The organism is Bradyrhizobium sp. ORS 375, assembly GCF_000239775.1.
Taxonomy (GTDB): domain Bacteria; phylum Pseudomonadota; class Alphaproteobacteria; order Rhizobiales; family Xanthobacteraceae; genus Bradyrhizobium.
Genome location: NZ_CAFI01000074.1, coordinates 1 through 24841 on the forward strand (window position 1 = coordinate 1; position 24841 = coordinate 24841).

Genomic DNA, 24841 nt, shown 5'->3' on the forward strand with positions numbered 1-24841 from the left:
TATGGACTCTTCGTGGATCATCATTCATCCTCGTGTCCATGACCGCCTCACGCTCCGTCCCGACCACCCGCGACCGCGCCGTCGAAATGATGCTGGCCGACAGCGCCAGCGACGCCGCCTTTGCCACAACACTGGCCAAGGGCCTGTTCGTGCTTGAGGCGTTCGGGACGGGATCGGCCGTGCTCGGCAACATGGACATCTCGGTGCGGACAGGCATTCCGAGGCCGACCGTCGCCCGACTGACCCACACCCTGACCGAGCTCGGCTACCTCTCCTTCGATCAGGCCCTCGCGAAATATCGCCTCGGGATCCGCGCGCTGCGGATGGCCCATCCACTGCTTGCCGACATGCCGTTCCGCCAGGTCGCGCGGCCGCTGATGCAGGATCTCGCCGCGAGCGTGCGCGGCACGGTGTCGATCGGCCTGCTCGATGGCAGCTCCATCGTCTATGTCGAGACGGCGCGCTCCGGCGACGTCGGTCCGCATGTTCCCGACGTCGGCATGCCGATCACCGTGCTCGCGACGGCCATGGGGCGGGCAGCGGCAGCGATCCTTCCGCCCGCCGAGGCCGCGCGTTTCGACGCGCAGCTCGCGGCCGGCAATGCCGCGCAATGGAGCGAATTTTCCGCATCCTATTTCGACGGTATTGCGCAATGCGCCGAACGCGGCTTCTGCGCCTGCGTCGGCGAATACATGCCCGCGATCCACGCGGTGGCAGCGCCGCTGCACTATGCGGCAGGGTCCGGCCGCGCCTTCGCGATCAATTGCGGCATCCCCGCCTTTCGCCTGCAACCCGGGCAGCTCATGACCGAGATCGGTCCGCGCATCACCGCGCTCGCTGCCAGCATCCGCGCGCTCATCAGCGAGGCCGAGCCGGCCATCTGCAAACGCACGCCCATGCTGGCGGACGCGGGCTGAGACGGATAGCGCGCCATGGCCGGACCGCTCGCAGGTTTGCAGGTTGTCGACATCGCGACGATCATCGCCGCACCGTTCGCCGCCACGCTGCTCGCCGATTACGGCGCCGACGTTCTGAAAATCGAGATGCCGGGCCACGGCGACGGCGTCCGCACGTTCCCCCCGTTCAAGGACGGCAAGCCGCTGTGGTGGAAGACCGCCAACCGCAACAAGAGCTTTGCCACGCTCGATTTGCGCACGCCGGATGGGCTGGCGTTGTTCAAGCGACTGCTGCCGCGCTTCGACGTGCTGATCGAGAATTTTCGACCCGGCACGCTCGACCGCTGGGGCCTGTCAAAGGAGGTGCTGTGGTCGATTCAGCCGCGCCTCGTGATCCTGCGTGCCACCGCCTTCGGCCAGGACGGGCCGTATAAGGACCGGCCAGGCTTCGCCCGCATCTTCGAGGCGATGGGCGGGCTCACTTACATCACCGGCGAAGCGGATGGCGAGCCGACCCATCCAGGATATCCGATTGGCGACGCGATCGGCGGCGCGTTCGGTGCGCTCGGCGTGCTCGCGGCCTTGTGGAAGCGGGCCCGCGATCCCGACGCCCCAGGCGAGGAGATCGACCTTGCGCTGACTGAGGCCGTCTTCCGCCTGCTCGACGTGCTGCCGGTCGAGCACGATCAGCTCGGCTTCAGCCGCAGCCGGATCGGCAATGCCAACGGCTATTCGGCCCCCGCCGCGGTCTATCGCACCCGCGATCATCGCTGGGTGACGTTGGCCGGCTCGACCAACGCGCTCTACGCCGCCAACTGCCGCGCCATCGGTCGCCCTGATCTGATCGACGATCCGCGCTTCGCCACCAATGCCTCGCGCGTGAGGCATGCCGACGAGCTCAACGCGGTCTTTGCCGCCTGGTGCGCCGCGCACGACCTGGATGAGGTCCTCGCCCGCTTCACCGAGGCGAAAGGAACGATCGCGCCGATCTACGCCATCGACCAGATCGCGGCCGATCCGCAGGCCATTGCACGCGAGATGATCACGCGCGTGCCCGATCGCGATTTCGGCTCGGTCGCGATGTCGAACGTCGTGCCGCGCTTCGGCAACGATCCCGCGGCGCTGCGCCATACGGCCGGCGACGTCGGCCAGGACAACCGCGCGATCTACCAGGGCTGGCTCGGACTATCAGACCAGGAAATGGACGATCTCGCCCGCCGCAAGGTGATCTGACGCGGCGCGAGCAATGACGGCAAGGCGCCGCGAACAAGGCGCCGTCGCAGCCCGGCACGGGATGCAAGAGACAGGGAGACGCGCGATGAGACAACCGAGGATGACGCGCCGTGGCCTGCTGGGTGCGGGAGCCGCGCTGGCCATCGGCTACGATGATCGCGCACGGGCGCAGGGTGACTGGCCGACGCGCATGGTGCGGCTGATCTGCCCCTATGGCGCCGGCGGGGCCAGCGACATCTCGCTGCGCATCCTCGCTGCCGAGTTCGAGCACCATCTCGGCCAGCAGTTCATCATCGAGAACAAGCCGGGCGCAGGCAGCCGCATCGCCAACGACGTCGTCGCCCGCGCCGCCCCCGACGGCTACACCCTGCTCTACGCGGCCGCGCCCTACGTCACCGCCGAAGCGCTGTTCGGCAAGCTGACCTACGATCCCGTCAAGGACCTGCGTCCCGTCGCCGGCACCATCGTGGCGCCGATCTTCCTGATGATCAGCGCCAACGCGCCGTTCAAGACGCTGGCCGAGCTGATCGCCTATGGCAAGTCCAAGCCGGAAGGCCTGACCTTCGCCTCGCCCGGCGCCGGCTCGCAGCCGCATCTTGCGGCCGAGCTGCTGTTTCGCGACGCCAAGGTGACCGGTCTCAACATTCCCTTCCGCGGCGACTCGATGGCCTACACCGAGCTGCTCGCCGGCCGCGTCGACGCGACGCTGACCGCGATCAGCACCGCGCTGCCCTACATCCAGGCCGGTCAGTTCCGCGTGCTCGGCGTCGCCGCCACCGAGCCGAGCCCGATATATCCGCAGGCGCCGACGCTGCGCGAGCAGGGCCTGCCGAACGTGGTCGCGTCGGGCTGGTACGGCTTTATGGCGCCGGCTTCGACGCCGCAGTCCATCGTCGACCGGCTGTCGCGCGAGATCCTCGCCGATCTCGCCGCCCCCGAGGTGAAGCAGAAGCTGCTCGCGCAAGGGCTCGACGTACAGCCGCGCGATCCCGCAGCGTTCGGCCAGTTCATTGCCGACGAAACCAAGACATGGAGTGCGGTCATCCGCGACGCCGCCATCAAGGCCGACTGAGTTTCACAAAAAGAGTAGTCAGGGAGTTGGACGTCATGATGAATAGGCTCAACGCGCTCGCGGCGCTCGCTTTGCTGTCGCTGACATCGACGGCACCGGCGCTCGCCGCCGAGAAGAAGTACGACACCGGCGCCAGCGACAGCGAGATCAAGGTCGGCCAGACGGTACCGCTGAGCGGCCCGGCGTCGGCCTATGCCACCATCGGCAAGGCGCAGGCCGCCTACATCAAGATGATCAACGACCAGGGCGGCGTGAACGGCCGCAAGATCAACCTGATCCAATATGACGACGCCTATTCGCCGCCGAAGACGGTCGAGCAGGTGCGCAAGCTGGTCGAGAGCGACGAGGTGCTCTTGACGTTCCAGATCATCGGCACCGCCCCGAACGTCGCGGTGCAGAAATATCTCAACACGAAGAAGGTGCCGCAGCTGTTCGCGGCCACCGGCGCCTCGCGCTTCACCGACCCCAAGAATTTCCCTTGGACGATGGGCTTCAACCCGAGCTACGTCGTCGAGGGCCGCATCTACGGCCAATACATTCTGAAGACCCATCCCGACGCCAAGATCGGCGTGCTCTACCAGAACGACGATCTCGGTCGCGACTATCTCGCCGGCATCAAGGCCGGACTCGGCGACAAGGCGGCCAAGATGATCGTGGCAGAATCCTCTTACGAGATCACCGAGCCGACGATCGACTCGCACATCCTGAAGCTGAAGGACGCCGGCGCGGACCTGCTGTTCAGCGCCTCCACCCCCAAGCAGGCGGCGCAGGCCATCAAGAAGGTCGCCGAGCTCGGCTGGAAGCCGATCCACATCGTCGACATCAACGCCAATTCGCTGGGCGCCACCCTGAAGCCTGCGGGAGTGGAGAATGCGAAGGGCCTGATCAGCGTCGGCTACGTCAAGGACCCGCTCGAGGAGGCCTTCAAGACCGATCCCGGGGTGCAACGCTATCTCGCCTTCATGGAGAAATATTATCCCGACGGCGACAAGGGCTCGAACTTCAACGTCTACGGCTACATCACGGCCGAGCTGCTGGTGCAGGTGTTGAAGCAGTGCGGCGACGAGCTGACGCGCGAGAACGTCCTGAAGCAGGCCACCCATCTCGACCATGTCGAGCTCGGCATGCTGCTGCCGGGCATCAGCATCACGACCTCGCCAACCGACTATAGGGTCAACAAGCAGCTGCAGATGATCCAGTTCGACGGCGCGCACTGGCAGAACATCGGCGGCATCGTCACCGACGCGGCCGCGGAGTAGCTGCGGCGGTGGAGACCCGCCCTGCCCGGCCGGCGTCCATGTCGGCCGGTCACAGCCCGCGGATCAGCTCGGCGTCGATCAGCATGCGGTTGAAGCGGCGCGCCTCGGCGCCGTCGCCGCAGGCGTAGAACACGCCCTTGCAGCGCTGCATGATGTCCTTCTGCTCGGCGAAGGACGGATCGAGCGGAATGCCCGCCGCCTCCAGGGTGACCAGCGGCAGATAGGCCGCGTCGATCCTGTCCATCACGGCGCCGCTTTGGCGCGGCTCGAAGTTGACGGCGTCGATGGCGTAATAGGTCTGGTAGTAGCGCGGATCGTAGCTCTCGAGCTTCTCGCCGATGCCGGCCTCGTCGAGCTTGGGATCGAGGATGTGCGGCGAGAATTCCGGCTGGTGATCGCCATAGCGCACGATCAGGAAAGGCTGGTCGCCGAAGCGCTTCTTCAGGTTGGCTAGGAAGCGCTGATAGTCCGACGCGCTCATCGCCTGGCGGCGCAGATATTCGTCGATCGCAGGCCCATTGCCGGGTGCGCGCCAGGACGGTGTCAGATCGGGCCGGAACGTCGTCTCCCAGGGGAAATGGTTGGCCGCGAGATAGACGAACATGAACAGCGGCTTGCCCGGCTTGCGCTGCTGCATCAAATCGAGCGCGGCGTCGTAGAAGAATCCGTCGGGCTCGACGCCCTTGGCGCCGAGGTCGCGCGCGTCGAGGAAGCGGTCGACGCCGACGGTGGTCTGGAAGCTGCGCGCGCTCATGAAGGCGCCATGCGCGGGATAGAGCGACACCGTGTCGTAGCCGCAATTGCGCAGCGCCAGCGGCAGGCCGCGCTCGACGCGTCCCGAGGCGATGCGCGTCACGAAATAGGCGAAGCGGCCGAACGAGCGTGAGGACAGGCCGGCGAGCACGTTGTATTCGGTGAACCAGCTCGGCCCGCCATTGCTCTCGGCCATGAACTGCCGCGCCTTGCCGTCAAACGACTTGAAGTGGCTGCCATAGCCATCCGGCACCTTGATGCCATCAGCCGAACGGATGTCGAAGCTCGACTCGTCATGGATCAGCACGATGTTCGGGCGCCGGCCGGCGGGATGGCAGGAATCCGGGACGAAGGCCGCCAGCTTGCGATCGGCCGTGGCGTCGGATTCCATGAAGCCGTTGCTGAGAAAATCCGACACCGCGGTCACGCCGGAGCGCGCGAATTTAGAGAGATAGCCGTCGTCGTAATAGCCGCGCCACGCCTCGTCGCGCCAGTTGAGCGAATACAGCGTCAGCGCCGCGAGGCAGGCGAGCTTGCCCGCCAGCGCCGGCAGCCGCGCGACGCGGAACGGATCGGCCCACCACAACAGGCCCATCAGCGGCAGCACGACAGCCGCGGCCACCAGCACCGACAGCTTCAGGCTCGGAAAGATCGTGAACAGGAACGCCGCGCTGTCGTGGTCGATCAGCATCACGTCGACGAAATTCGCGGTCATCTGGACCACGGCATGCTTGAGCTGCGACAGCAGCACCAGCACCACGACCATGGTCAGCGCCAGCGCGCCCGATACCGCCGGCCGCCGCAGCAGCACCAGCCAGAATCCGTTCAGGATTCCCCACGCCAGCAGGAAGCCGAGCCGGGAGCCGAAATCGGTCTCGGTGTGCAGCATCAGCGCCAGCGCGGCCACGTGCGGCGCGGCGACGGCCGACAGCCGCGCCATGTTCGAGCGCGTCGCACTGGCCGCGGTAAGCGTCGGGATGGGGTCGAGATTCGGACTCAGTGACATCTGGCGATCGAAAGGAGATGCCCTTCGCCGGCGCATGCCGACGATCGAGGACACCGATCCTGTCATGCGACCGTAATGAAATCGTCACAAATAACAACAGTCCGGATTTGCCCGGAGCGCTGCGCGCATCCCGCGTCGCGGCACGATGCGAGCGGCCTGGCTGCGGCCGTTGTCAAACGTTCATCATCCGCCGTTGCGGCCGCACCGCTCCGCGCATGCCCTGGGGTGAAGAACGGCCGGATCTCCTCGCCCTGAGACGCTGCGGAATGCGCCGGAGAAAGGGCCAGCCGAACCACATCGCACCGCAGAGCGGCAGCAGCGGCAGCAGCAGGTTGGAGCCGCGCTCGCGGTCCACGATCGCAAAGCGCGAGGCGTCCTCGCCGCGATAGCGCACCATGACCGGGTCGCCGACACGATAGCGCGGGGAGCTGCCGCCGAAATCCTCGAACCGCACCAGCGCCCCGGACGCGGTCGCGAACTCGATCACCGGATAATAGGTCGGCTCCCGGTCCGGGTCGTAGCCGTCCACCCTGATCGAGACGACCCGGCCTTCGGTCCGCAACCCCGGCATTTCGAGCCAGGTGACGTACATCGCCAAGGCGATCGCGGTCGCAAGCAGAACCGCCGCGAGGCCGGTGGCGAGCCGCGCCGGCGCTCGCGATGCGCGGCGGTGCGGCGCCTTTGCTGCGGCGGTCATGAACAGCAATGCGATGTCGTAGTGAGCGGTCCCGCCAACAAAGTGATGATCGAACATTCCGATGCCCCCGCAGGAAGCTGCATCGAAGAAACCAATCGTGGGTAAAATACGACGATCAAATCCCGCACAATCACCGGATCGTGCCTGCAGCCGACCCAATAGCCTCGGCAATTCCGCGGCTTAGGTGTCGTCCTCGTCGCGTCGCAATTTGTGCGACGATCGCACCTTGCCCACCAATATCGCTTCCCTCCATGCAAGAAAGACGAGCGCGCCAAAGGTTGATTCGCGTGATCAGCGATTGACGCCGTCCCCGTCGAGCAGACGCTCGCGAACCAGCCGGACCGCGCCGCGACTCCATGACTCATTTGCACCGAGGCGCAGTCCGCTATCCTCGGTGGTGACGAGCGCACCGGTATTGGCTTGGCGAACGCGGAAGCCGATGATGTATTCGGTGCGGCCGATCCGTCTGACGATCCCGAGCAGCGATTGTTGCGCGTCGAGCGCACGGGCAACGCGCGCCTCGCAATCATCGCAATCGTGGATCGACCGTCCGGGCTCGATCTCGGCCGCCGCGTCGATCAGACGATAACGGCCGGATTCCGCCAAGAGCTGCCGCACAGCATCGGTCGCATCCTGCAATCCCTTTCGGTCGGTATCGGTCTGCCCCAACGCGGCGCCGGCGCTGGTGTCGTCGAGCTCGAACGGCAGCAGCGCCAGCCGGATCGGCTCCGGCAAGGCCAGCGCATCGCGGACCTGGCGCGAGACAAACGCTTCGGCGCGCTGCCAAGCCTCGTCGGAGTCGCCGCGGAAGGTGAACAGCTTGTCGAACAGCACCCGGTTGGAGGTGACGTCCACCGCCGCGGCGCGCGCCCATTGCACCAGTGTCGACAGCTTCTGCACCCCGCCGGTGATCACGATGCCGGCGCCCGCCTCGGCCGCCATCTGCAGACGGGCCGCCGGCGGCGCATCGGGGGCCGGACAGGACGCGCCGCAGGACGGGCTCACCAGCCGCAGGCGCTGGTCGGATGCGACATCGCGCCGGAGCGCCGTGACGAACGCCGCGAGCCGCCGCTGATGCGCCGCCGTCTGATCGGCCGGCTCGCCCGACGTGTCGAGATAGCTGAAATCATCGACCATCACGGCCGGGACTTGGACGGCGGTGGCGCGAACCTCGCCGGCCGCGAGCAGCGAGGCACAGAGAATGAACCAGCCGATGGCGCGAAGAGCTGACATGGGACTCCCCCAGGACGTTGCGGAGCAACAGCGATAGATGGGCCGGCCCGCAGCCGAACCGGAGGCAGTCCCGACGCGCAACGGGAAAATTTCACGACGTCGCGCCGAACGGGCAGCCACGCTTTCGGCGCTGCCGGTTCTGCCGTTAGATGGTCCATGGCCCGGCCATCATGGCCTGCACGAGACGTCGGGATGTGGACCTTGCCCCGCTGGGATCTCAAATACCGCCTGACCTTGCGGATAGGCCTGGTCTCCGCGTTGTGCTTCGCGGCAATCTGCGCCTACGTCCTGTTCGATATCGACCACACCGCGCATGTGCGCAATCAGCGCATCGCCGAGATCACCGCCCGAACGCTGCAGCTGCAGCAGAACAAGCTGCACTGGGTCAACAGCCCTCCGGCCGGCTTTCCGGAGCTCGATGCGGTGGCGGCGGCTGCCATGGTGCCCGGCCTGTGCATCGCCTATCGCACCATCGACGGCGCGGTTCAGCAACGCATCTGCAGTGGCGCCGAAGCCCTGGCCGAGCATCCCCCCGCGGCGTTCGCTTCGGTGTATGCGTGGCTGTTCGATCCGAGCCGCGCCGCGACTCAACCGGTGCAGTTTCGCGACCGCCAGACCGGCGAGGCGCTGGCCTGGCTCACGGCGGACGTGATGACGGCCGATGCCTGGCGTGAGCTGAGCCGGCTGCTGCCGGTGCTCGGCACGGCGCTGCTGCTGCTGTGCGTGCTGGCCCATGCCGCGATGGCGCGCGCGCTGCGTCCGACCCGCCTGATCCGTGCCGGGCTCGAGCGCATCGCGGCGCGGGATCTCTCGGCACGGCTGCCGCCCTTCGACCTCGCCGAGCTCTCGGCGATCCGCGACGCCTTCAACCAGCTCGCCGACGGACTGCAGACGGCGCTTGCCGAGCGCAGCGACTTGACCAGGCGCCTGATCGCGCTCGAGGACGATGAGCGCCGTCATCTCGCGCGCGAGCTGCACGACGAGTTCGGCCAGTCGCTGGCGGCCATCCGCGCACTCGCAGCCTCGGTCCGCCACAGCGCCGCGCGCGATTGCCCGGACGTGGTGGGCGAATGCGACACCATCGCGCTCACCGCAACCCGGATGATGGAGACGCTGCGCGGAACGCTGGTGCGGTTGCGGCCGCCTGACATCGACGAGCTCGGCCTGGCGGCAAGCCTCGAAGGTCTCATCGCCGGCTGGAACAGACGGCAGCACGGCCTGCCCCGGTTCGAGATCCGCCTGTCGGACGGAATCGACCGCGTGCCCGACGGGGTCGCGACCCACATCTATCGCATCGCCCAGGAGGCCTTGACCAACGCCGTGAAGCATGCCGGTGCCACGCGCGTGCAGCTGCAGCTCGCGCTCGGGCCGACTCCGGGCCATGGCGCCTCTACGATGACGCTGGAGGTCGGGGATGATGGCACGGCCAACGAGGCCGGCAGCCGATCGGGCTTCGGCCTGCTCGGCATGCGCGAACGCGCTTTGTCCCTCGGAGGCGAAATGAGCTTTGCGGCAGGTGCGCAGGGCGGCTCGCAGCTCCGAATCGTGATCCCGCTCGTGGCCTCGCCGCAGAGCGAGACGGCCACGGAGCGCGCGGCATGACCGCGCCGGCCGGCACCATCATGCTGGTCGACGACCATGCCGTGGTCCGTGAGGGCTATCGCGCGATGCTGCACAAGCAGCCCGGCCTGCGCGTGGTCGCCGAGGCCGCCGACGGCGCCGAAGCCTACCGGCTGTTCAAGGAGGTCAGGCCCGATCTCGTCATCATGGACCTCACCATGCCGGGCGTCGGCGGCATCGAGGGCATCCGCCGCATCCGGCAATGGGACCGCGACGCGCGGATCCTGGTGTTCACGATGCACGAGAATGCCGGGTTTGCCGTGCAGGCGATCCGTGCCGGGGCGCGCGGCTACGTCACCAAGAGCAGCCCGCCGGACGCGCTGATCAGGGCGGTTGCCGAGGTGCTCGCCGGCCAGATCGCGATCAGCCCCGACATCGATCACGAGCTCGCGCTCAGCCGGCTATCCGGCGAGCGGGCGGCCGCCGACGTGCTGACCGCGCGCGAGTTCGAGGTCATGCAGATGCTGCTGGCCGAGCGCAGCACCGAGGAGATCGCCGCGGCACTGCATCTCAGCCCCAAGACCGTCGCCAATCTGCACTCGCTGATCAAGGACAAGCTCGGCGTTGCCACCGACATCGAACTGGTGCGGCTGGCGCTGCGCCAGGGCCTGCTGACCTGACCGCACCCGCATCGCCTGTGGGTCGCGGACAGCCTCAGCGGCGGCTGATGCCGTCGACGAACACATCGATCGCCCGTTCAGCCATGCGCTCCATCTCATCGGGCGCGACGCCCCATCGCGGCAGATGCCCGTCGATCTTCATGCGCGCCAGACCGTAGACCAAGGCGCGGCCGGCGATCTGCACCGCCTTGAGGTCGACATTCCCCAGCTCGTCCCGTGCGGCCGCTTCGGCCAGCAGGCGCTCGGTCATCGTGATCACCTCGGCATTGTCGTCCGACACGGCGCCCGATGCATCATGGTCGAACAGCGATGCCGTCGAGATGATCTCGAAATGGGCGGGGTTGCGGACAGCCCACCTGACATAGGCAAGGCCGAGCGCGCGAAACCGCAGGAGCGGCGCATCTCCGGGACAAGCGGACAGCGCAACATCGATCTCGGACCGGAAGCGCCGCTGAGCTTCCGCCGCGGCGGCCGCGAGCAGTGCGTCGCGGCTGGCGAAATGCCGGAACGGCGCCCCCGGCGACACGCCGGCACGGCGCGCCGCCTCGCGGACGCTCACGGCAACCGGACCGCCATCTGCCGCCAGCGCGAGCGCGGCTTCGACCAAAGCGCGCCGCAGGTCGCCATGATGATAGGGGCTCTCGGGCGACGATCGTGCCCGCCGCTGCGGCCTGTTTCGCGCGGTCCTGCTCTTCGACGGTCCGGGAATGAGATCCCCCTCAACAGATGTGCCGACAGTGGTGGCTGGACGGAGAGCCAGCGCGCCGCTCTCACCCGATCGTGAATGTAATCGACGATTACATTATTGCAAGGCATGCCGACCTCAATGTAATCGATGATTACATCAACGGAGGCTCGCATGCCCCTTATGCGTGGGACTTGGTTCGAAGGATTTCGCCTGCTGGCCACGCTGTGTCTGCTGCTGCTGACCGCGAGCATCGGGCTGGCGGCCGCGCGCGATTTCGATGTCGACGGCGTCAGGATGGTGATCCGCTTCACGGCGCGATCGTCGCTCGTGCTGTTCTGCCTGGCGTTCTCAGCGGGAGCGCTGTTCAGCCTGTCGCCCAATCTCTGGAGCCGGTGGCAACGCCGCAACCGCCGCGAGCTCGGCTTGGCCTTTGTCGTCTCACACGTCATCCACGCGATCGGCATCGCGCTGTTCGCCACGATGGACCCGGACGGATTCGCAGCCGCGACCAGCCGCGCGTCCTTCCTGTTCGGAGGGCTGGGCTATCTGGCGATTGCCGTGATGGCCGTCACATCGTTCGATCGTGCGCAATCGCTGCTCGGGCCCCCCGCCTGGCGCGCCCTGCATCTCGCCGGCGGCTATTATCTCCTGGCGCAGTTCATGGTGTCGTTCGGCATGCGGGTGCCGGCCATGCCGTTGTACAGCCTGTTCCTGGTCCTGCCCCTCGCGGTGCTGGCGTTGCGTCTGACCGCCATGGCGGCCCGCAAGCCGCACGCGGTCCAGAGCGGCTAGTCTCGATGGGCGGCCGTCGCGCTGCCGGAGGGCTCGACCTCCGGCATCAGGTGAAACTCCCGACCCAGCCGGCGCTGCACGCTCATGACGGCGCGGTCGACGTCGCTGATCAGGCTGTCGCCGAGGACGACGTGCGGGATCTCCCAATTGCGGCCTATGCGGACGTCGAGCGCCTGCACCGCAGGCACGCGCGCCGTGTCGCAGCCCGGCTCGGCACGGATCGCGTCCTCGACCAGGCGGGTGAGCTCCGCCTGGGTCTTGCCGCTCGTCGTGACCACCGCCATCAGACCTTGGTGACCGGCAACAGCCCGAGCCGCTTGGCGATGATGCGGTCGACGGTCCGCTTGGGCAGCATCCGGACGATCCACTGGCGCAGCGGATCGGGCGCGAGCTCGTAGCGCACTTTCGGTGCCGGCGCGGTCAGCGCCTCGTGCACCCGCTCGGCGATGGTCTCGGCCGGCAGCCCGGTCTTGCCGAGATGCAGCATGAAGCCCCGGATGCGTTGCAGCGCCGGGAAGAACGGCGAGCTCTGATACGGCGAGAGGTCGACCTCCTCGGCCTTGGCCCAGATCGGCGTCTTCACCGCTCCGGGAGCGATGATCACGACGTCGATGCCGAACAGCATCAGCTCGCGGCGCAGGCTCTCGGAGAGACCTTCGACCGCGTGCTTGGAGGTCGAATAAGGCGCCATCAGCGGATTGCCGTTGCGGCCCGCCACCGAGCTGATCATCACGATCCGTCCCCGCGGACCCGTCATCTTCGGGTCAGCCCCGAGCAGCGGCGCGAACGCCTGGGTGGCGATGACCGGACCGATGACGTTGACCTCCATCTGATGGCGAAACTGCGCGATCGGCAGCTCCGTCACCGGCCCGGCGACGGCGATGCCCGCATTGTTGACCAGGCCCGCAAGCGCCTCGCCGTTCAGAGCGGCCCGTACCTCGCCGGCCGAAGCCTTCACCGCCGCTTCATCGGTCACGTCGAACAGCAGCGGCGTGAAATCGGGACCGAGCTCACTGCGCAGCCGTTCCGCATCCTCACGCTTGCGAACGCTCCCGAACACGCGGAAGCCGCGTGTGAGCATGAGCTTCGAACAGGCGTAACCGATGCCGGTGGACGCTCCTGTGACGACGACGGATTTCATGGGCGACCTCAGAGAGTTGCGCTTCGCTTATCGCACGGGATGCGACGGAATGCTGGTGCTGATTTGCTGCCTCAACCCGTGTCCGTTCCATGCTCGGAGCGGCGCATCGCGGGCGCACCGGGCCGGCACCGCTGCCGCCCGTGCGGGTCTGCGGCAAGAATGTGGTTTAAATTTCGATTGTTGAGATGATGACAGCTGACGTGACATCGACGCCAGCGAGCAAACTGGATGAAGAACGGCAGATGACCTTATGAGATCATTAACCTTTCGCTCACATCCGCCGGCTCTCTGCAACTTCCCGAGCCCGTGGTGGGAGCAGCATCCGGCAAAAATCCCGCAGAACCGGCGAAAGCCTGGTTCCCCGCGTCTCCGAGCCCTACACGCGTCGTCTTAATTTTCCGTATCCGTGTTTCTCCGGAGTACTACGCCCTTCTCCCCTAACACATTGTTATCGCCCATACCGAAAACTTGGGCCGCCGAGAGCTCTGCAGCGGACCCGACGCGCATCGCTGCCGCTCCGGACATCCGGACCAGACGAGCGCCAACGTGCATCAGCCAGAACAGCTTCCGCCTTCAGAACAATCGATCATCACCGAGCTCGAGGATGCCGTCCGCAGCGGCTCGTCGGAGAAACGCGTCAACACGCTGCGCCAGGTCACCAACCTGTTCCTGCATGACGGCGAACGCCTCAGCGAGGACCAGATCAAGGTGTTCGACAACGTGCTCTGCATGCTCGTCTCCCGAGTCGAGACCCGCGCGCGCGCCGAGCTCAGCAAGCATCTCGCCCCGGTCGACTTCGCGCCGATCGATGTCATCCAGCAGCTCGCCCGCGACGACGAGATCTCGGTCGCCAAGGACGTGCTGATGCACTCGACCCGACTGACCGAGCACACGCTGGTCGAGGTCGCCGCGACCAAGGGCCAGGACCACCTGATGGCGATCTCGAGCCGGCCGCATCTGACCGAGGCCGTCACCGACATCATCGTCGACCGCGGTGAGATCCGCGTCATCCGCAAGCTCGCCAACAACCAGACCGCGCGCTTCTCCGAGACCGGCTATTCGGGGATGATGGCGCATGCCGAGGATGACGACGAGCTGACCGAGATCATCGGCCTGCGCGTCGACCTGCCCACCAAGCACCTGCGCGACCTCTTGCGCCGCGCCACCGATTCCGTGCGCACCAAGCTGATGGCCTCGGCGCCGCCGGCGCTGCAGCAGGAGATCAAGAAGGTCCTCAAGGCCATCGCGGACGTCGCGCGCAGCGACGGCGGCCTGATCGGCCGCGACTTCTCGCTGGCGGAAGAGGCCGTCAAGCGGATGAAGGGCTTGAACGAGCTGAACGATTCCGCCATCGGCTTCTTCGCCGAGACCCGCCGCTTCGGCGAGGTCGCCGCCGCCCTCGGGCTGCTCAACAACGTGCCGACCGAGATGATGGCCAAGGTGCTGGAAGGCCCGCGCACCGACATCGTCCTGATCCCCTGCCGCGCGGCGGGGTTGTCCTGGTCGGTGGTGGCCAAGATCCTGACTCACCGCCCGATCAAGCACGCCATCGACAGCGACACCCTCAAGCTCGCCGAACGCGACTACAGCCGCCTGTCGCTCGACACCGCCCAGCGCACGCTGCGGTTCTGGATGGTGCACAACAAGGTCGAGAAGTGAGCGGGCGCTGACGAGGCCAAGCCGGCTCTGCGTGGGCCCGCTGCGCATCCTCACACTCCGCTGTATCCTCCCACTCCGCTGTCGTCCCCGCGCACGCGGGGACCCATACAGCGTGATGTGAGTTGGCGGAGAAGGTCTGGGTCGCCGTCCCCCGCAACACAGCCGCCGGTGGTTATGGGTCCCTGCGTGCGCAGGGACGACAGCTCTGGGTGTTGCGGGCGGCCGGGCCTCTCAAACGAAGGCCCGAACCAAGAGACACTCCATCTCACCGCCCTACAAATCCCGCCGCTCCAGCGCGGCGAGCAGCGCGGCCAGCTCATCCGCCGCCTTCTGTACCACCGGCTGACTGGTCCAGGCCGGCAGCGCCTCGCGCGCCCGCGGCGGCGTGCCATCGACCTGGACGAGGCTGATGACCTCGTTGGGATCGTGGGTGAGGTCGTACATCTCCCATTGCTGCGCGACCTTGCCGGCGGGATCGAAATAGCGCGACAGCTTGTACTCCCGGGTGCGCACGCAGCGGACGTGGTTGGGCTGCCGCACCGGGCCAGGCGTGATGGTCCTCACCGGCCCCTTGCCATGGCGCCCCTCGCGCACCGCGGCGACGACCTTGTTGTAGAGGTCGAACTCGGCCGATGACTGCCGGTTATGGGCGTTGTTCTCCGGCGGCAGCGGCTCGGTGATCTCGTCGTCGGTGATGAACAGCACGCCCCGGCGCGGCTGGCCGTCGGGCTCGATCACGACATCGGTCTCGCCGCGCAGCAGCGGGCTGAGATCGACGCCGCGCAGCGCCGGCACCGGCCGGCTCTCGGACAGCTTTCGCGCGATCTCCTCGCGCTCCGTGGCCGTCACGCCGGCGAGGCCCAGCACCGTCGGCAGCATGTCGATGTGGCTGGTCAGCGCATCGCTGGCCCGCAGTTTCTTGTCCTGCCCGTCGGGCGGAAACTGCACCACCACGGGCACGTGCAGCGCCTCCTGATAGGCGGCGTGCCACTTCTCCATCATCATGCCGTGCGCGGCGGCGTATTCGCCGTGGTCGCTGAGGAAGATCACGATGGTGTTCGCCGCCTGCCCGGTCTCTTCCAGGGTCTGCAGCACCTGGTCGATGTGGGAATCGACCACTGCGTGCAGCCAGGCGTAGAGCTGGATGAACTTGCGGCAGGCCTCGTCGGGATGGTCGGTGAGCTGGAACGGGATCGAGCTGCGCAGCGCCAGCGCGACGGCAGCTTCGGAGTCGCCCTTGTCCTTGCCCGACAGCACGTTGTAGCCGGTCTTGGACGCGAGCGCCAAACCCATCTTGTAGGCGTAGTCGTGCTGGCACGACGGCTTGCCGTCGAGGCTCTCGTTCATCGTCGGCGGCGCGTTGGCGCAGTCCTGCGGGAAGTCGAGCGGATTGAGCGGGACCACCGCGCTGCCGGCGACCGGCGGCGGCGTGCCCTGCCCTTCCAGCGGCACGGTCAGCGGCCCGAACAGCGATTGCTGCTTGCCGGACTGGTCCGGCGACGGCAACGCCTGGCTGATCACCGCCGGATAGGTCGCGATGTCGTGCGGATTGACGAAGGAGGCGACGGCGAACCACGGCTTGATATCCGACCCGTCGGGCGGCGTCGCATCCGGATCGCGCGCATCGGCTTCGGCCACGACGCGATTGTAGTTCAGCGCCAGCGCGTGGCGGCGGATGAAGGCGCAGACGGAATCGGTGAAGCCGGCGTCGCGATAGAGGCCAAGATTGTTGGTCTGCGCGCCATGCGGCTCGGGATAGGACTGCTCCCAATTGTCGAAGCCGTAGCGCTCCAGCGAATGGTCCGGCGGATTACTGACGTGCCACTTGCCGAAATAATGCGTGGCATAGCCGGCCTCGCGCATCCAGTTGCCGAGGGTGGGGATGCCGTCGGCGGCGAGCCATGGAAAGTTCGGCGAGTCGCCGTTCTTGAACAGGCCGTCGGTCTGGGTGACGCCGGTCCTGGTGCCGTATTGGCCGGTATAGATGGTGGCCCGGCTCGGCGTGCAGGCGCTGGCGGCGATGGTGTGATTGCGCAGCAGCACCGCGTTGCGGCGCAGCCGCAGCAGGCCCGGGAAGAACTTCGCGTAAGGGTTTTCGTGACCGATGTCCGCGCTGAAGCCGAGGATGCGCTTCAACGGCTCGGCGAAGCCGTGATCGGCACCATAGGAGAAACGCGGGAAGCGATACTGATCGCAGGTGACGAGCAGAATGTTCGGACGAGTCATGGCGGGCTCCCAATCGGCGATCTCCGGGTCTACCCGGCGACGACGCCTTCTCTCCCAAGCACGCAAGGGAGACGTATGAAGCCGATCACAATCTCAGGTGGTTTTCCATTGTGGAAATTTGGGTGGGTTGTCGCCCCTCGTGCACCCCAGTCCTTCCGTTGGGAACAGGGCTGCATGCGAAGACATGAGCCGATTGCAGCAGGAACGCTCCCAGTTTTTTGCACCGTGGCCGGACTTGACCCGTCTGCGCCGCCGAAGCCGATTTGCCGCGGCGAAGGCTCCGCGCGTCCGCGCGCCCCGCGTTCACCGCACGACTTGGACGGCCAGGGCAGCCTCCGCATCGTGCGAGGCGGCTGACAGTGGTCTCGCAGATCGATTAAAATGAGAGCAACAGGAGATGTCTCATGGTTGTTGACGATCCAGGCTCCCGTTCCGAGGCCCGCCTCGCGCCCGTTCCGCCGCGCCATGCAGTGGCCTTCTGCTTCGTGCTGCTCATCGGCGCCTGTGCGCTGGCGAGCTTCGTGTTTGCCTGCGCGACGCCGTTCGCGGCCTTCGCAGTGATCGCGTCCATCCTGCTGCCACTGCGGGCGGCACTGTCGGTGATGCTCGGCGCCTGGCTGGTCAACCAGGGCATCGGCTTCGGCGCCCTGCACTACCCGGTCGATTCCAATACGCTGGCCTGGAGCGTCGTGATCGGCGCTGCGGCACAGGTCGCCACCGTCGCGGCCCGCGTCGTCCTGCAGGCCTTGCGCGCAAGCCGTGCTCCGCTCGCCTTCGCTGCCGCCCTGCTCGGCGCATACGCGGCCTATGAGCTGCTACTGCTCGCCGCCACACCCGCACTCGGCGGCACCGCGAGCTTCACGCCGCCGATCGTCGCCCGCCTCGGCCTCACCAGCGCCGCCTGGCTGGTCGGCCTGGTCGCCGTCAGCGAGATCGTTCGCCTGCTGACACCGCTGCTCTCTCGCCGCGCGGCATCCTGACCGAACCTGCGGTCACCGACAAAACAAAGATGCCGGGCCTCGGCCCGCCGTTTTCAACTTCGATTGACATGAAGGCTGATCGGCCGCTTTGGAAAGAAACCCCTCCTGACGGGAGAGGTCGATGAGATGAGGTATGGGTAGGTGATTCCGGTACCTCGACCGTAAGCAGACCCGAGGAGCCCCACCTGGCGCTGGGTGGATGGCCGGCATGCCCAGATCTGAGGATGTGCCTTGGCGACCTGCACCGTTGTCGAGTTGTTTGGTCAGTCCAGCATCCCGTCCTTCTTCCACCGCCTCAACGTACTCTCGGCGACCTCGAAGTGCATTCCATCTTCGGTTGGAAACGTGACCCCCCAGTACCAACCGGCTGCATTGAAGTAGCGCGAGAGGATCAGCAATCCGCGATAGCACTTGTCGTCCCCCTGCTCATCGAGCGCGCCCTTCAACGTGATATCGACTGCCAGCCCCCAGGAATGATTTGATGGATTCTTTCCAAGCTTGATCGATCCATCTTTCTGCTTGATCTTCACCTTGCGGGCGCACGCCATGCCCGCAGTCCCCAGGATCGCGTAGAGATCCGGCACTTCTTTGCGCACGGCAAGCATGATGTCGGCAAGCGAGGCGACCGCCACGTCGAAACCCGTGCACTTGAAAGGGCCGACGGACCTAGTCACGATGCGCTTCTTGAAGGACCCGGTAATCGGCTGACAAGAACCGGTATAATCAGGGCGGGGCTCGCCCAATATGCTGCGGAGGGTGGAAAGTTTCGGCGAGGAGAGACCCAGATTGACAGTCGACGCCTTAGGTTTGGGAATCAGGTCGAGATAGTCGGTCATGCTGAATCATCCTTGAGGCTGTGGCGAATGCTGCGATCACCAACCCGATTGCCTATCCGTATTTCTTGTTGCCCAAGCCGGCCTTGTTGATACTGTTGCGCATCCGATGGCTCATCGAGCTGCCACCCCCGAAATGCCACCAGTTCATGCCGATGATGCGGCCATACCCCGACCAACCGGGGAGGAATTCGTCGAGCTTGTCTTCAGCAGCCTGCTGGGAAAATGGCGGGACGCCTTCTCCCCAGTAGGCCTGACCAGTGACCACGATGTCCTTTTGGACACCGCCCATCAACTTAGTCCACCGGTCGAGGCAAAGATCGACATACTCAGGCGCCTGATTCTGGCGATACGCGGCGCCGCCACTGCGTTTGAACTGCGTGACCATCTTCTTGTTAGGAAAATGGTGCCAGTAGATCTGAGGATTGAACATGTCCACGATCGACAGTGCGGCTGTCATGAGCTCTGGCTCATGCCAGTCAATCAAGGGGAAGGTCGTGATTCCGAAGCTGCCGCTGACTCCAGCGCGCACGCGAGTGCAGAAGTTGGTTATCTCGGACAATTCCCAATTCGCGCCGTGGACACCATGCTCAATGTCCGCCACATAGTCTGAGAGACCGAACGATTTCAATTCCTTGACTGCGAGCTTCGCGTCGGCGGTCGCATCGCTCCCCTGACACCACCCCCATCCCGCAACGGCGATATCAGCCTTCTTCAGCGCGTCGATGAATGCAGCAATGCTCCTTTTCTCGTTCGTCGGATACGGGCCTTGCGCATGAATCCGCACCCAGGCGTGGCTCATTTGAGCCTCTTTCATTGCTTCGATGGTGAGCGCGGTCGTCCCGTATCGCGCGATGGTAGCCGGCACCTCATAAACGTATGTTCCATGCTTGCGAAAGGCTTTCGACGAACCAGCCATCATTTTTCTCCATTCGACCTGCAACAAGCTCACCGGGTGAGGCTGCGTTGACGGACAGGCAACTGACAGAGCCTGTCTCAATCAGCGGGCGTTCACATCGCATGATTGGGACGAACGCCAGGAAGCCATTCACGCCGGGAACGCCGAAGCCGCGGCAGCGCAATTCGTGTCGACACGCGCGCGACCGATGCCGCCTTGATCGAAAGCTCATCAATCCAAGATGCTGACCGAACTTGGCCGTCTTCTTTGGCGATGGCTGATCATGCGCGATGGCGGCAGCCGTGTCATCGCGCGGATTGCGCGCGGAAGCTTCGCCCGTGCAACACAGCATCACGGCGGGTGAGTCAGCGAGTACGGCCCCCATTCAAATACCTCAAGAAATCGATCTTACGAGGTCAAAAAGACGGCCCAACCAGCGAGGGCCGAAGTAGTCCGAAACAAAATAAACCAGCAGACGCGTTCAAACGGCAATGCTCAACCGAAGGTTGAGTAAGTCATTATATTCGTCAACCGTCGGAAAATTACAACAACAGAATAGCAGACCGCGCCTGTATCCTTGGGGGCCGAAGGCAGGCAGGAGGTCGCAGTGGTGGCCTGCCTCGCGATGGTCTCGTCATCAGTCCCGGCGGAGACGTCTGAAGAACGCTTTCGCGTCCCCCCTGGAAGGCTGCCCGACCACGGTGACAGCAGCCGGCAATTGAAACACAAACGGCGGGCCTCAGCCCGCCGTTTGCCGTCGATGTCTCGATGATGGTCTGATCGGGACCAGCTCAGTTCTTGGTCTTGTCGACCAGCGCGCCCTTCTTGATCCAGGGCATCATGTCGCGCAGGCGGGCGCCGACCTCCTCGATCGGGTGCTGGGCGAGGCGGGCGCGGGTGGCCTTGAACGAGGACTGGTTGACCTTGTTCTCCAGCATCCAGTCGCGCGCGAAGCGGCCGGACTGGATGTCGTCGAGCACGCGCTTCATCTCCGCCTTGGTCTCGGGGGTGATGATGCGCGGGCCGGTGACGTACTCGCCGTACTCCGCGGTGTTGGAGATCGAGTAGTTCATGTTGGCGATGCCGCCTTCATAGATCAGGTCGACGATCAGCTTCACCTCGTGGAGGCACTCGAAATAGGCCATCTCCGGGGCGTAGCCGGCCTCGGTCAGGGTCTCGTAGCCGGCCTTGATCAGCTCGACCAGGCCGCCGCACAGCACCGCCTGCTCGCCGAACAAATCGGTCTCGCACTCTTCCTTGAAGGTGGTCTCGATGATGCCGGCGCGGCCGCCGCCGATCGCCGAGGCGTAGGACAGGCCGAGGTCATGGGCGTTGCCCGAGGAATCCTTGGCGATCGCGATCAGGCAGGGCACGCCGCCGCCGCGCTGGTACTCGGAGCGGACAGTGTGGCCGGGGCCCTTCGGCGCGATCATCAGCACGTCGAGGTCGGCGCGCGGGTCGAGCAGGTTGAAGTGGACGTTGAGGCCGTGCGCGAAGACGAGGGCGGCGCCCTGCTTCATGTTGTCGTGCAGGTGCTCGCGGTAGATGTCGCCCTGCAGCTCGTCCGGGGTCAGCATCATCACGAGGTCGGCCCACTTGGCCGCCTCGGCGACTTCCATCACCTTGAAGCCGGCGCCTTCGGCCTTCTTGGCCGAGGCCGAGCCCTTGCGCAGCGCGATGGCGACGTCCTTGACGCCGGAATCCTTCAGGTTCAGCGCATGGGCGTGGCCCTGGCTGCCGTAGCCGACGATGACGACCTTCTTGCCCTTGATCAGGTTCAGATCGGCGTCGCGATCGTAGTAGACACGCATTGTCGTTTCCTCTTTGAGATGGCCGGAATTGGCTGAAAAGTCAGACGCTTGGGTGAGGCACGGGCGGCTGCGCCCGGACGAAATCCGGCCCGTGTCTAGAGCATTTTGGGCTGATATGGAAACCCCGATCTCGCATGGCGGCGGCCCCTCTCATGCGTCCATGAAGACGGGATAGAGCGAGGCCAAGAGCAGCACCGCCATCACGATGTTGAAGCCGCGCACCGCGCGCTCGGAGCTGAGCAGCGGCCGCAGCGCGGTGCCGAACAGCGTCCAGGTGATGGTCGAGGCCACCGCCATCACGAAGCTGATGGCGACCTGCAGCGCAACATTGGCGGGAAAGCGCGCGATCGCGGCATAGGCGGTGATGGTGCTGAGCACCATCACCCAGCCCTTGGCGTTCACCCATTGAAACAGCGCCGCTCCCCAGAACGACATCGGGCCGCGCGAGGTTTGCTCGTCCGGCTTGGCCGATCCGGAGAAGGCGATGGCGATCGCGAGGTAGATCAGATAGGCGGCGCCGAGATATTTCAGCGCGTCCTGCAGCACGGGATAGCGGATGAACACCGTCGCCAGGCCGAAGCCGACGGCGCCGACCATGAACGCGAAGCCGAAGCTGACGCCCATCATGTGCGGCACCGTGCGGCGGAAGCCGTAGGTCACGCCTGACGACAGCAGCATGATGTTGTTCGGCCCGGGCGTGAACGCCATCACGAAGGCGAAGGTGACGAAGGCGATGAGGAGCTGCTGGGACATCTACGATGCTCCCGCGATACGGGGACTCTTCACCCTCCCCTGGAGGGGGAGGGTCGGTTCACATCGCGCGAAGCCGCGATGTGAACCGGGGTGGGGTGATCTCTCCGCGCGCGAGCTGTGGGTGGGGCCCATCCCACCCCGATCGCGCATTGCATGCGCGATCGACCCTCCCCCTCCAGGGGAGGGTGGCAGCGGGGCCACCTCACCATTTCGCTCGAACATCAACACCGCTCGCTTCAGCCCTGCCCCGCCGGCTTCTGCAGCACGTAGGTCGCGTGCATCGGGGCGTGGTAGTCCGCGGACACCGTCACGAAGCCGACCTCGGCCAGCATGCGCTCCATCACCCAGGCGAAGGTGGAGTTCTCGTCGCGCATGTGGGTGATGACGCTGTCGCGGGAGAGGTCGTGGTTCTTGATGTTGAAATCGGCCCACTGCTCGACCGAGCGCTCGGCGCCGTCGGGCATCGAGACATAGACGATGTCGCGCAGGAAGAACTGCGCGCCCGGCTTCAGCGCCGCGAAGATCCGCGCCAGCGCCACCGCCTTCCAGAAATCCGGCAGATGATGCAGCGTGAACTCGCTGGCGATCAGGTCATAGGAGTTGGGCTCATAGGCGAACGACAGCAGGCCCGCCGACATCGGCCGCACGGCGGTGCGACGGTCGCGGGTGTAGATCCTGGTGAGCGCCAGCATCGCCGGCGAGATGTCGATGGCATCGACGACCGCACCCATGAGCGCCGCTTCCGTCGCCAGCACGCCGTTGCCGCAGCCGATGTCCGCCACCCGCCAGCCCGGCTTGACGCCGAGCATCTTCAACGCGGCGCGCGCGCGCTCGTCGGCATCATCCCCCGAGCCGTAGATCGAGGCCACGGCATGATCGAGCCCGATCCGGTTGCGTTCGTTGTAGTACCAGTCGCGCGCCAGCATGACTCACATCCCCTCCGGTCCCCGCCCGATCGCCGCCACGCCCGTCCTGGCGACTTCCACCAGGCCGAGCGGGCGCATCAGATCGATAAATTGATTGATCTTGTCGGTGTTGCCTGTGATCTCGAACACGAAGCTCTCGGTCGTCGCGTCGATGACGCGGGCGCGGAACGCATCGGCCAGCCGCAGCGCCTCGACTCTGGGCTCGCCGATGCCGCGGACCTTGACCATCGCCAGCTCGCGCTCGATCGCCCGCTTGGTCAAGGTCATGTCGACCACGCGGTAGACCGGAATCATGCGGTCGAGCTGATGCTTGATCTGCTGGATCACCATCGGCGTGCCCGTCGTGACGATGGTGATGCGCGAGAGATGCTTCTGGCTCTCGGTCTCGGAGACGGTGAGGCTCTCGATGTTGTAGCCGCGCCCGGAGAACAGGCCGATGACGCGCGCGAGCACGCCGGGCTCGTTCTGCACGAGGACGGACAGCGTGTGCGTCTCGTTCGGATCGTGACGGTCTTCGAGAAAATAGGCTGAGGCTGGCTGGTTCATTGGTGTCCCCATCGGATTTCAGTCGTCATGGCCGGGCTTGTCCCGGCCATCCACGTCGAGCGTCGCGCGCGGCTCGTGGATGCCCGGGTCAAGCCCGGGCATGACGGCGGTGTTTGTGGTAAGCTGGGTGCCTTCATGCAGCCCCCGCTTTTTCTGGCTCGGTGGCCGCCGGCATCACCCAGCGCCTGAACAGGTCGAGATCGATGTTGCCGCCGGTCAGCACCAGGCCGACGCGCTTGCCAGCCAGCTTGCGCTTCTCCTGCAATGCGGCCGCGAGCGAAGCCGCGCCGGCGCCTTCGGCGAGATTATGGGTGTCGGTCCAGAGGATGCGGACGGCCTCGGCGATCTCGGCGTCGCTGACCTGCACGATGCGCGAGGCGCCCTTCAGGATGATCGCGAGCGCATCGGCATCCGGGCTGCGCGTCGCGAGCCCGTCGGCATGCGTGTCGGCGCTGTTGGTCGTGACGACGGTGCGGGCCGCGAACGACAACGCGTAGGACGGCGCTCCCATCGACTGCACGCCGACGATCTCGGTCTTCAGGCCGAGCAGGTCGCGCGCCAGGATGCATCCGCAGATGCCGGAGCCCTGCCCGATCGAGACGTAGAGCACGTCGAGATCGGGCGCTGAACGCAACAGTTCCAGCGCGTAGGTGGCGACGCCGCGGACGAGATCGGGATGGAACGACGGCACCATGTGCAGGCCGTCGCGCGCGGCGTGGCGGGCGGCCTCCTCGCGCGATTCCTGAAAGTCGCTGCCATGTTCGATCAGCTCGGCCCCGAACGCCGCCATCGCGCGGTTCTTCTCGAGCGAGTTGCCGCGTGGCACGTAGATCGTCACCGGCAGGCCGTTGCGGCGGCCGGCGAAGGCGACGCTCTGGCCGTGATTGCCGCGCGTCGCGGTGATCAGGCCACGGACATCCGGCTGCGTGCGCTTGAGATTGTCGACATAGACCAGGCCCCCACGCACCTTGAAGGCGCCGGCCGGCGTGTGGTTCTCGTGCTTGACGACGACATGTGTCCCCAGCCGCTGCGCCAGCAACGGCCACGCATGCGCCGCCGTAACCGGCACGGCAGTGCCGACGATGGCGTGGGCGGCTTCGAGCTCAGCGAGGGTGAACATGGGACTGCTCATTGTTTGTCGAGCTTGCAGCCGCGAGCGCCGCGCTGCGCCCCCTCTCCCCGTCCTTACGGGGAGAGGG

General features: G+C 66.0%; 23 protein-coding genes. 9 read left to right on the plus strand and 14 right to left on the minus strand.

What is annotated here, in order from left to right; genetic code table 11:
- The first annotated feature begins 38 nt into the window (after positions 1 to 38).
- The 4 genes from BRAO375_RS06460 (at position 39) to BRAO375_RS06475 (ending at position 4460) form a co-directional block, all read left to right on the plus strand.
- Positions 39 to 917 carry an IclR family transcriptional regulator gene (locus BRAO375_RS06460; RefSeq protein WP_009026656.1) on the plus strand — a complete coding sequence of 293 codons (879 nt, stop codon included), beginning with the start codon at positions 39 to 41 and terminating at the stop codon, positions 915 to 917.
- Positions 918 to 932: 15 nt separating this feature from the next.
- Positions 933 to 2129, plus strand: coding sequence for a CaiB/BaiF CoA transferase family protein (locus BRAO375_RS06465; protein WP_009026657.1), 1197 nt, complete (start codon positions 933 to 935; stop codon positions 2127 to 2129).
- 85 nt (positions 2130 to 2214) lie between these two features.
- Positions 2215 to 3201, plus strand: a complete 987-nt coding sequence (locus tag BRAO375_RS06470) for a Bug family tripartite tricarboxylate transporter substrate binding protein (RefSeq protein WP_009026658.1) — start codon at positions 2215 to 2217, stop codon at positions 3199 to 3201.
- A 35-nt stretch (positions 3202 to 3236) separates the two neighbouring features.
- A complete protein-coding gene (locus BRAO375_RS06475) occupies positions 3237 to 4460 on the plus strand; it encodes an ABC transporter substrate-binding protein (RefSeq protein WP_009026659.1) in 1224 nt (407 codons plus the stop codon).
- 49 nt (positions 4461 to 4509) lie between these two features.
- Here BRAO375_RS06475 and BRAO375_RS06480 read toward each other — a convergent pair whose 3' ends face one another.
- The 3 genes from BRAO375_RS06480 to BRAO375_RS06490 all read right to left on the minus strand — a co-directional run bounded on the left by BRAO375_RS06480 (position 4510) and on the right by BRAO375_RS06490 (position 8149).
- Positions 4510 to 6219: a sulfatase-like hydrolase/transferase gene (locus BRAO375_RS06480; RefSeq protein ID WP_035639278.1), complete on the minus strand. Its 1710-nt coding sequence runs from the start codon at positions 6217 to 6219 to the stop codon at positions 4510 to 4512.
- Positions 6220 to 6391: 172 nt separating this feature from the next.
- Entirely contained in the window at positions 6392 to 6973 is a 582-nt protein-coding gene (locus BRAO375_RS06485) for a DUF3592 domain-containing protein (protein WP_009026661.1), read from the minus strand.
- Positions 6974 to 7207: 234 nt separating this feature from the next.
- Positions 7208 to 8149, minus strand: a complete 942-nt coding sequence (locus tag BRAO375_RS06490) for a DUF2380 domain-containing protein (RefSeq protein ID WP_009026662.1) — start codon at positions 8147 to 8149, stop codon at positions 7208 to 7210.
- Positions 8150 to 8341: 192 nt separating this feature from the next.
- On the opposite strand from BRAO375_RS06490, the gene BRAO375_RS06495 reads away from it, so the two are divergent.
- Entirely contained in the window at positions 8342 to 9751 is a 1410-nt protein-coding gene (locus BRAO375_RS06495) for a sensor histidine kinase (protein WP_009026663.1), read from the plus strand.
- On the plus strand, positions 9748 to 10389 hold the full coding sequence (locus tag BRAO375_RS06500) for a response regulator (RefSeq protein WP_009026664.1): 642 nt from the start codon (positions 9748 to 9750) through the stop codon (positions 10387 to 10389). Before BRAO375_RS06495 ends, BRAO375_RS06500 begins: the two co-directional genes overlap by 4 nt.
- Before the next feature lie 34 nt (positions 10390 to 10423).
- Here the strand turns inward: BRAO375_RS06500 and BRAO375_RS06505 are convergent, their stop codons facing one another.
- Positions 10424 to 10996 carry a TetR/AcrR family transcriptional regulator gene (locus BRAO375_RS06505; protein WP_009026665.1) on the minus strand — a complete coding sequence of 191 codons (573 nt, stop codon included), beginning with the start codon at positions 10994 to 10996 and terminating at the stop codon, positions 10424 to 10426.
- Between the two features lie 252 nt (positions 10997 to 11248).
- On the opposite strand from BRAO375_RS06505, the gene BRAO375_RS06510 reads away from it, so the two are divergent.
- The gene (locus tag BRAO375_RS06510; RefSeq protein WP_009026666.1) at positions 11249 to 11869 is read left to right on the plus strand and encodes a ferric reductase-like transmembrane domain-containing protein; all 621 of its coding nucleotides are present in this window, start codon (positions 11249 to 11251) and stop codon (positions 11867 to 11869) included.
- On the opposite strand, the gene BRAO375_RS06515 is transcribed toward BRAO375_RS06510, so the two are convergent.
- Both BRAO375_RS06515 and BRAO375_RS06520 read right to left on the minus strand, forming a co-directional pair.
- Positions 11866 to 12153: a hypothetical protein gene (locus BRAO375_RS06515; protein WP_009026667.1), complete on the minus strand. Its 288-nt coding sequence runs from the start codon at positions 12151 to 12153 to the stop codon at positions 11866 to 11868. The genes BRAO375_RS06510 and BRAO375_RS06515 overlap by 4 nt on opposite strands.
- Positions 12153 to 13010 carry an SDR family oxidoreductase gene (locus tag BRAO375_RS06520; RefSeq protein WP_009026668.1) on the minus strand — a complete coding sequence of 286 codons (858 nt, stop codon included), beginning with the start codon at positions 13008 to 13010 and terminating at the stop codon, positions 12153 to 12155. Before BRAO375_RS06520 ends, BRAO375_RS06515 begins: the two co-directional genes overlap by 1 nt.
- A 546-nt stretch (positions 13011 to 13556) precedes the next feature.
- Between BRAO375_RS06520 and BRAO375_RS06525 the strand changes: the two genes are divergently transcribed.
- Positions 13557 to 14669: a DUF2336 domain-containing protein gene (locus BRAO375_RS06525; protein WP_009026669.1), complete on the plus strand. Its 1113-nt coding sequence runs from the start codon at positions 13557 to 13559 to the stop codon at positions 14667 to 14669.
- A gap of 273 nt (positions 14670 to 14942) precedes the next feature.
- Here the strand turns inward: BRAO375_RS06525 and BRAO375_RS06530 are convergent, their stop codons facing one another.
- Positions 14943 to 16895 (minus strand): sulfatase-like hydrolase/transferase, encoded by a 1953-nt coding sequence (locus BRAO375_RS06530; RefSeq protein ID WP_009026670.1) that lies wholly within the window; start codon positions 16893 to 16895, stop codon positions 14943 to 14945.
- Between the two features lie 404 nt (positions 16896 to 17299).
- Here BRAO375_RS06530 and BRAO375_RS06535 point away from each other — a divergent pair, with 404 nt between their 5' ends.
- Positions 17300 to 17875, plus strand: a complete 576-nt coding sequence (locus tag BRAO375_RS06535) for a hypothetical protein (RefSeq protein ID WP_009026671.1) — start codon at positions 17300 to 17302, stop codon at positions 17873 to 17875.
- A gap of 263 nt (positions 17876 to 18138) precedes the next feature.
- Here the strand turns inward: BRAO375_RS06535 and BRAO375_RS06540 are convergent, their stop codons facing one another.
- The 7 genes from BRAO375_RS06540 to BRAO375_RS06570 form a co-directional block, all read right to left on the minus strand.
- Positions 18139 to 18711 (minus strand): M15 family metallopeptidase, encoded by a 573-nt coding sequence (locus tag BRAO375_RS06540; RefSeq protein ID WP_009026672.1) that lies wholly within the window; start codon positions 18709 to 18711, stop codon positions 18139 to 18141.
- A 52-nt stretch (positions 18712 to 18763) separates the two neighbouring features.
- On the minus strand, positions 18764 to 19651 hold the full coding sequence (locus BRAO375_RS06545; RefSeq protein ID WP_201767530.1) for a hypothetical protein: 888 nt from the start codon (positions 19649 to 19651) through the stop codon (positions 18764 to 18766).
- Between the two features lie 746 nt (positions 19652 to 20397).
- Positions 20398 to 21417 carry a ketol-acid reductoisomerase gene (gene ilvC / locus BRAO375_RS06550; RefSeq protein WP_009026674.1) on the minus strand — a complete coding sequence of 340 codons (1020 nt, stop codon included), beginning with the start codon at positions 21415 to 21417 and terminating at the stop codon, positions 20398 to 20400.
- Positions 21418 to 21567: 150 nt separating this feature from the next.
- Entirely contained in the window at positions 21568 to 22170 is a 603-nt protein-coding gene (locus tag BRAO375_RS06555; RefSeq protein ID WP_009026675.1) for a LysE family translocator, read from the minus strand.
- Positions 22171 to 22406: 236 nt separating this feature from the next.
- Positions 22407 to 23096, minus strand: coding sequence for a class I SAM-dependent methyltransferase (locus BRAO375_RS06560; RefSeq protein WP_009026676.1), 690 nt, complete (start codon positions 23094 to 23096; stop codon positions 22407 to 22409).
- A gap of 3 nt (positions 23097 to 23099) precedes the next feature.
- Positions 23100 to 23642: an acetolactate synthase small subunit gene (ilvN, locus tag BRAO375_RS06565; RefSeq protein WP_009026677.1), complete on the minus strand. Its 543-nt coding sequence runs from the start codon at positions 23640 to 23642 to the stop codon at positions 23100 to 23102.
- Positions 23643 to 23775: 133 nt separating this feature from the next.
- Positions 23776 to 24762: a threonine dehydratase gene (locus BRAO375_RS06570; protein WP_009026679.1), complete on the minus strand. Its 987-nt coding sequence runs from the start codon at positions 24760 to 24762 to the stop codon at positions 23776 to 23778.
- Positions 24763 to 24841 lie beyond the last annotated feature (79 nt).

What these genes read in the sequence shown, in the direction of transcription:
- BRAO375_RS06560 (WP_009026676.1), bottom strand. Translation starts at nt 23,096, where the DNA reads ATGCTGGCGCGCGACTGGTACTACAACGAACGCAACCGGATCGGGCTC.
- BRAO375_RS06515 (WP_009026667.1), bottom strand. Translation starts at nt 12,153, where the DNA reads ATGGCGGTGGTCACGACGAGCGGCAAGACCCAGGCGGAGCTCACCCGC.
- BRAO375_RS06555 (WP_009026675.1), bottom strand. Translation starts at nt 22,170, where the DNA reads ATGTCCCAGCAGCTCCTCATCGCCTTCGTCACCTTCGCCTTCGTGATG.
- BRAO375_RS06535 (WP_009026671.1), top strand. Translation starts at nt 17,300, where the DNA reads ATGGTTGTTGACGATCCAGGCTCCCGTTCCGAGGCCCGCCTCGCGCCC.
- BRAO375_RS06475 (WP_009026659.1), top strand. Translation starts at nt 3,237, where the DNA reads ATGATGAATAGGCTCAACGCGCTCGCGGCGCTCGCTTTGCTGTCGCTG.
- BRAO375_RS06465 (WP_009026657.1), top strand. Translation starts at nt 933, where the DNA reads ATGGCCGGACCGCTCGCAGGTTTGCAGGTTGTCGACATCGCGACGATC.
- BRAO375_RS06485 (WP_009026661.1), bottom strand. Translation starts at nt 6,973, where the DNA reads ATGTTCGATCATCACTTTGTTGGCGGGACCGCTCACTACGACATCGCA.
- BRAO375_RS06490 (WP_009026662.1), bottom strand. Translation starts at nt 8,149, where the DNA reads ATGTCAGCTCTTCGCGCCATCGGCTGGTTCATTCTCTGTGCCTCGCTG.
- BRAO375_RS06540 (WP_009026672.1), bottom strand. Translation starts at nt 18,711, where the DNA reads ATGACCGACTATCTCGACCTGATTCCCAAACCTAAGGCGTCGACTGTC.
- ilvC (WP_009026674.1), bottom strand. Translation starts at nt 21,417, where the DNA reads ATGCGTGTCTACTACGATCGCGACGCCGATCTGAACCTGATCAAGGGC.
- BRAO375_RS06510 (WP_009026666.1), top strand. Translation starts at nt 11,249, where the DNA reads ATGCCCCTTATGCGTGGGACTTGGTTCGAAGGATTTCGCCTGCTGGCC.
- BRAO375_RS06530 (WP_009026670.1), bottom strand. Translation starts at nt 16,895, where the DNA reads ATGACTCGTCCGAACATTCTGCTCGTCACCTGCGATCAGTATCGCTTC.
- BRAO375_RS06480 (WP_035639278.1), bottom strand. Translation starts at nt 6,219, where the DNA reads ATGTCACTGAGTCCGAATCTCGACCCCATCCCGACGCTTACCGCGGCC.
- ilvN (WP_009026677.1), bottom strand. Translation starts at nt 23,642, where the DNA reads ATGAACCAGCCAGCCTCAGCCTATTTTCTCGAAGACCGTCACGATCCG.
- BRAO375_RS06470 (WP_009026658.1), top strand. Translation starts at nt 2,215, where the DNA reads ATGAGACAACCGAGGATGACGCGCCGTGGCCTGCTGGGTGCGGGAGCC.
- BRAO375_RS06495 (WP_009026663.1), top strand. Translation starts at nt 8,342, where the DNA reads ATGTGGACCTTGCCCCGCTGGGATCTCAAATACCGCCTGACCTTGCGG.
- BRAO375_RS06570 (WP_009026679.1), bottom strand. Translation starts at nt 24,762, where the DNA reads ATGTTCACCCTCGCTGAGCTCGAAGCCGCCCACGCCATCGTCGGCACT.
- BRAO375_RS06500 (WP_009026664.1), top strand. Translation starts at nt 9,748, where the DNA reads ATGACCGCGCCGGCCGGCACCATCATGCTGGTCGACGACCATGCCGTG.
- BRAO375_RS06520 (WP_009026668.1), bottom strand. Translation starts at nt 13,010, where the DNA reads ATGAAATCCGTCGTCGTCACAGGAGCGTCCACCGGCATCGGTTACGCC.
- BRAO375_RS06460 (WP_009026656.1), top strand. Translation starts at nt 39, where the DNA reads ATGACCGCCTCACGCTCCGTCCCGACCACCCGCGACCGCGCCGTCGAA.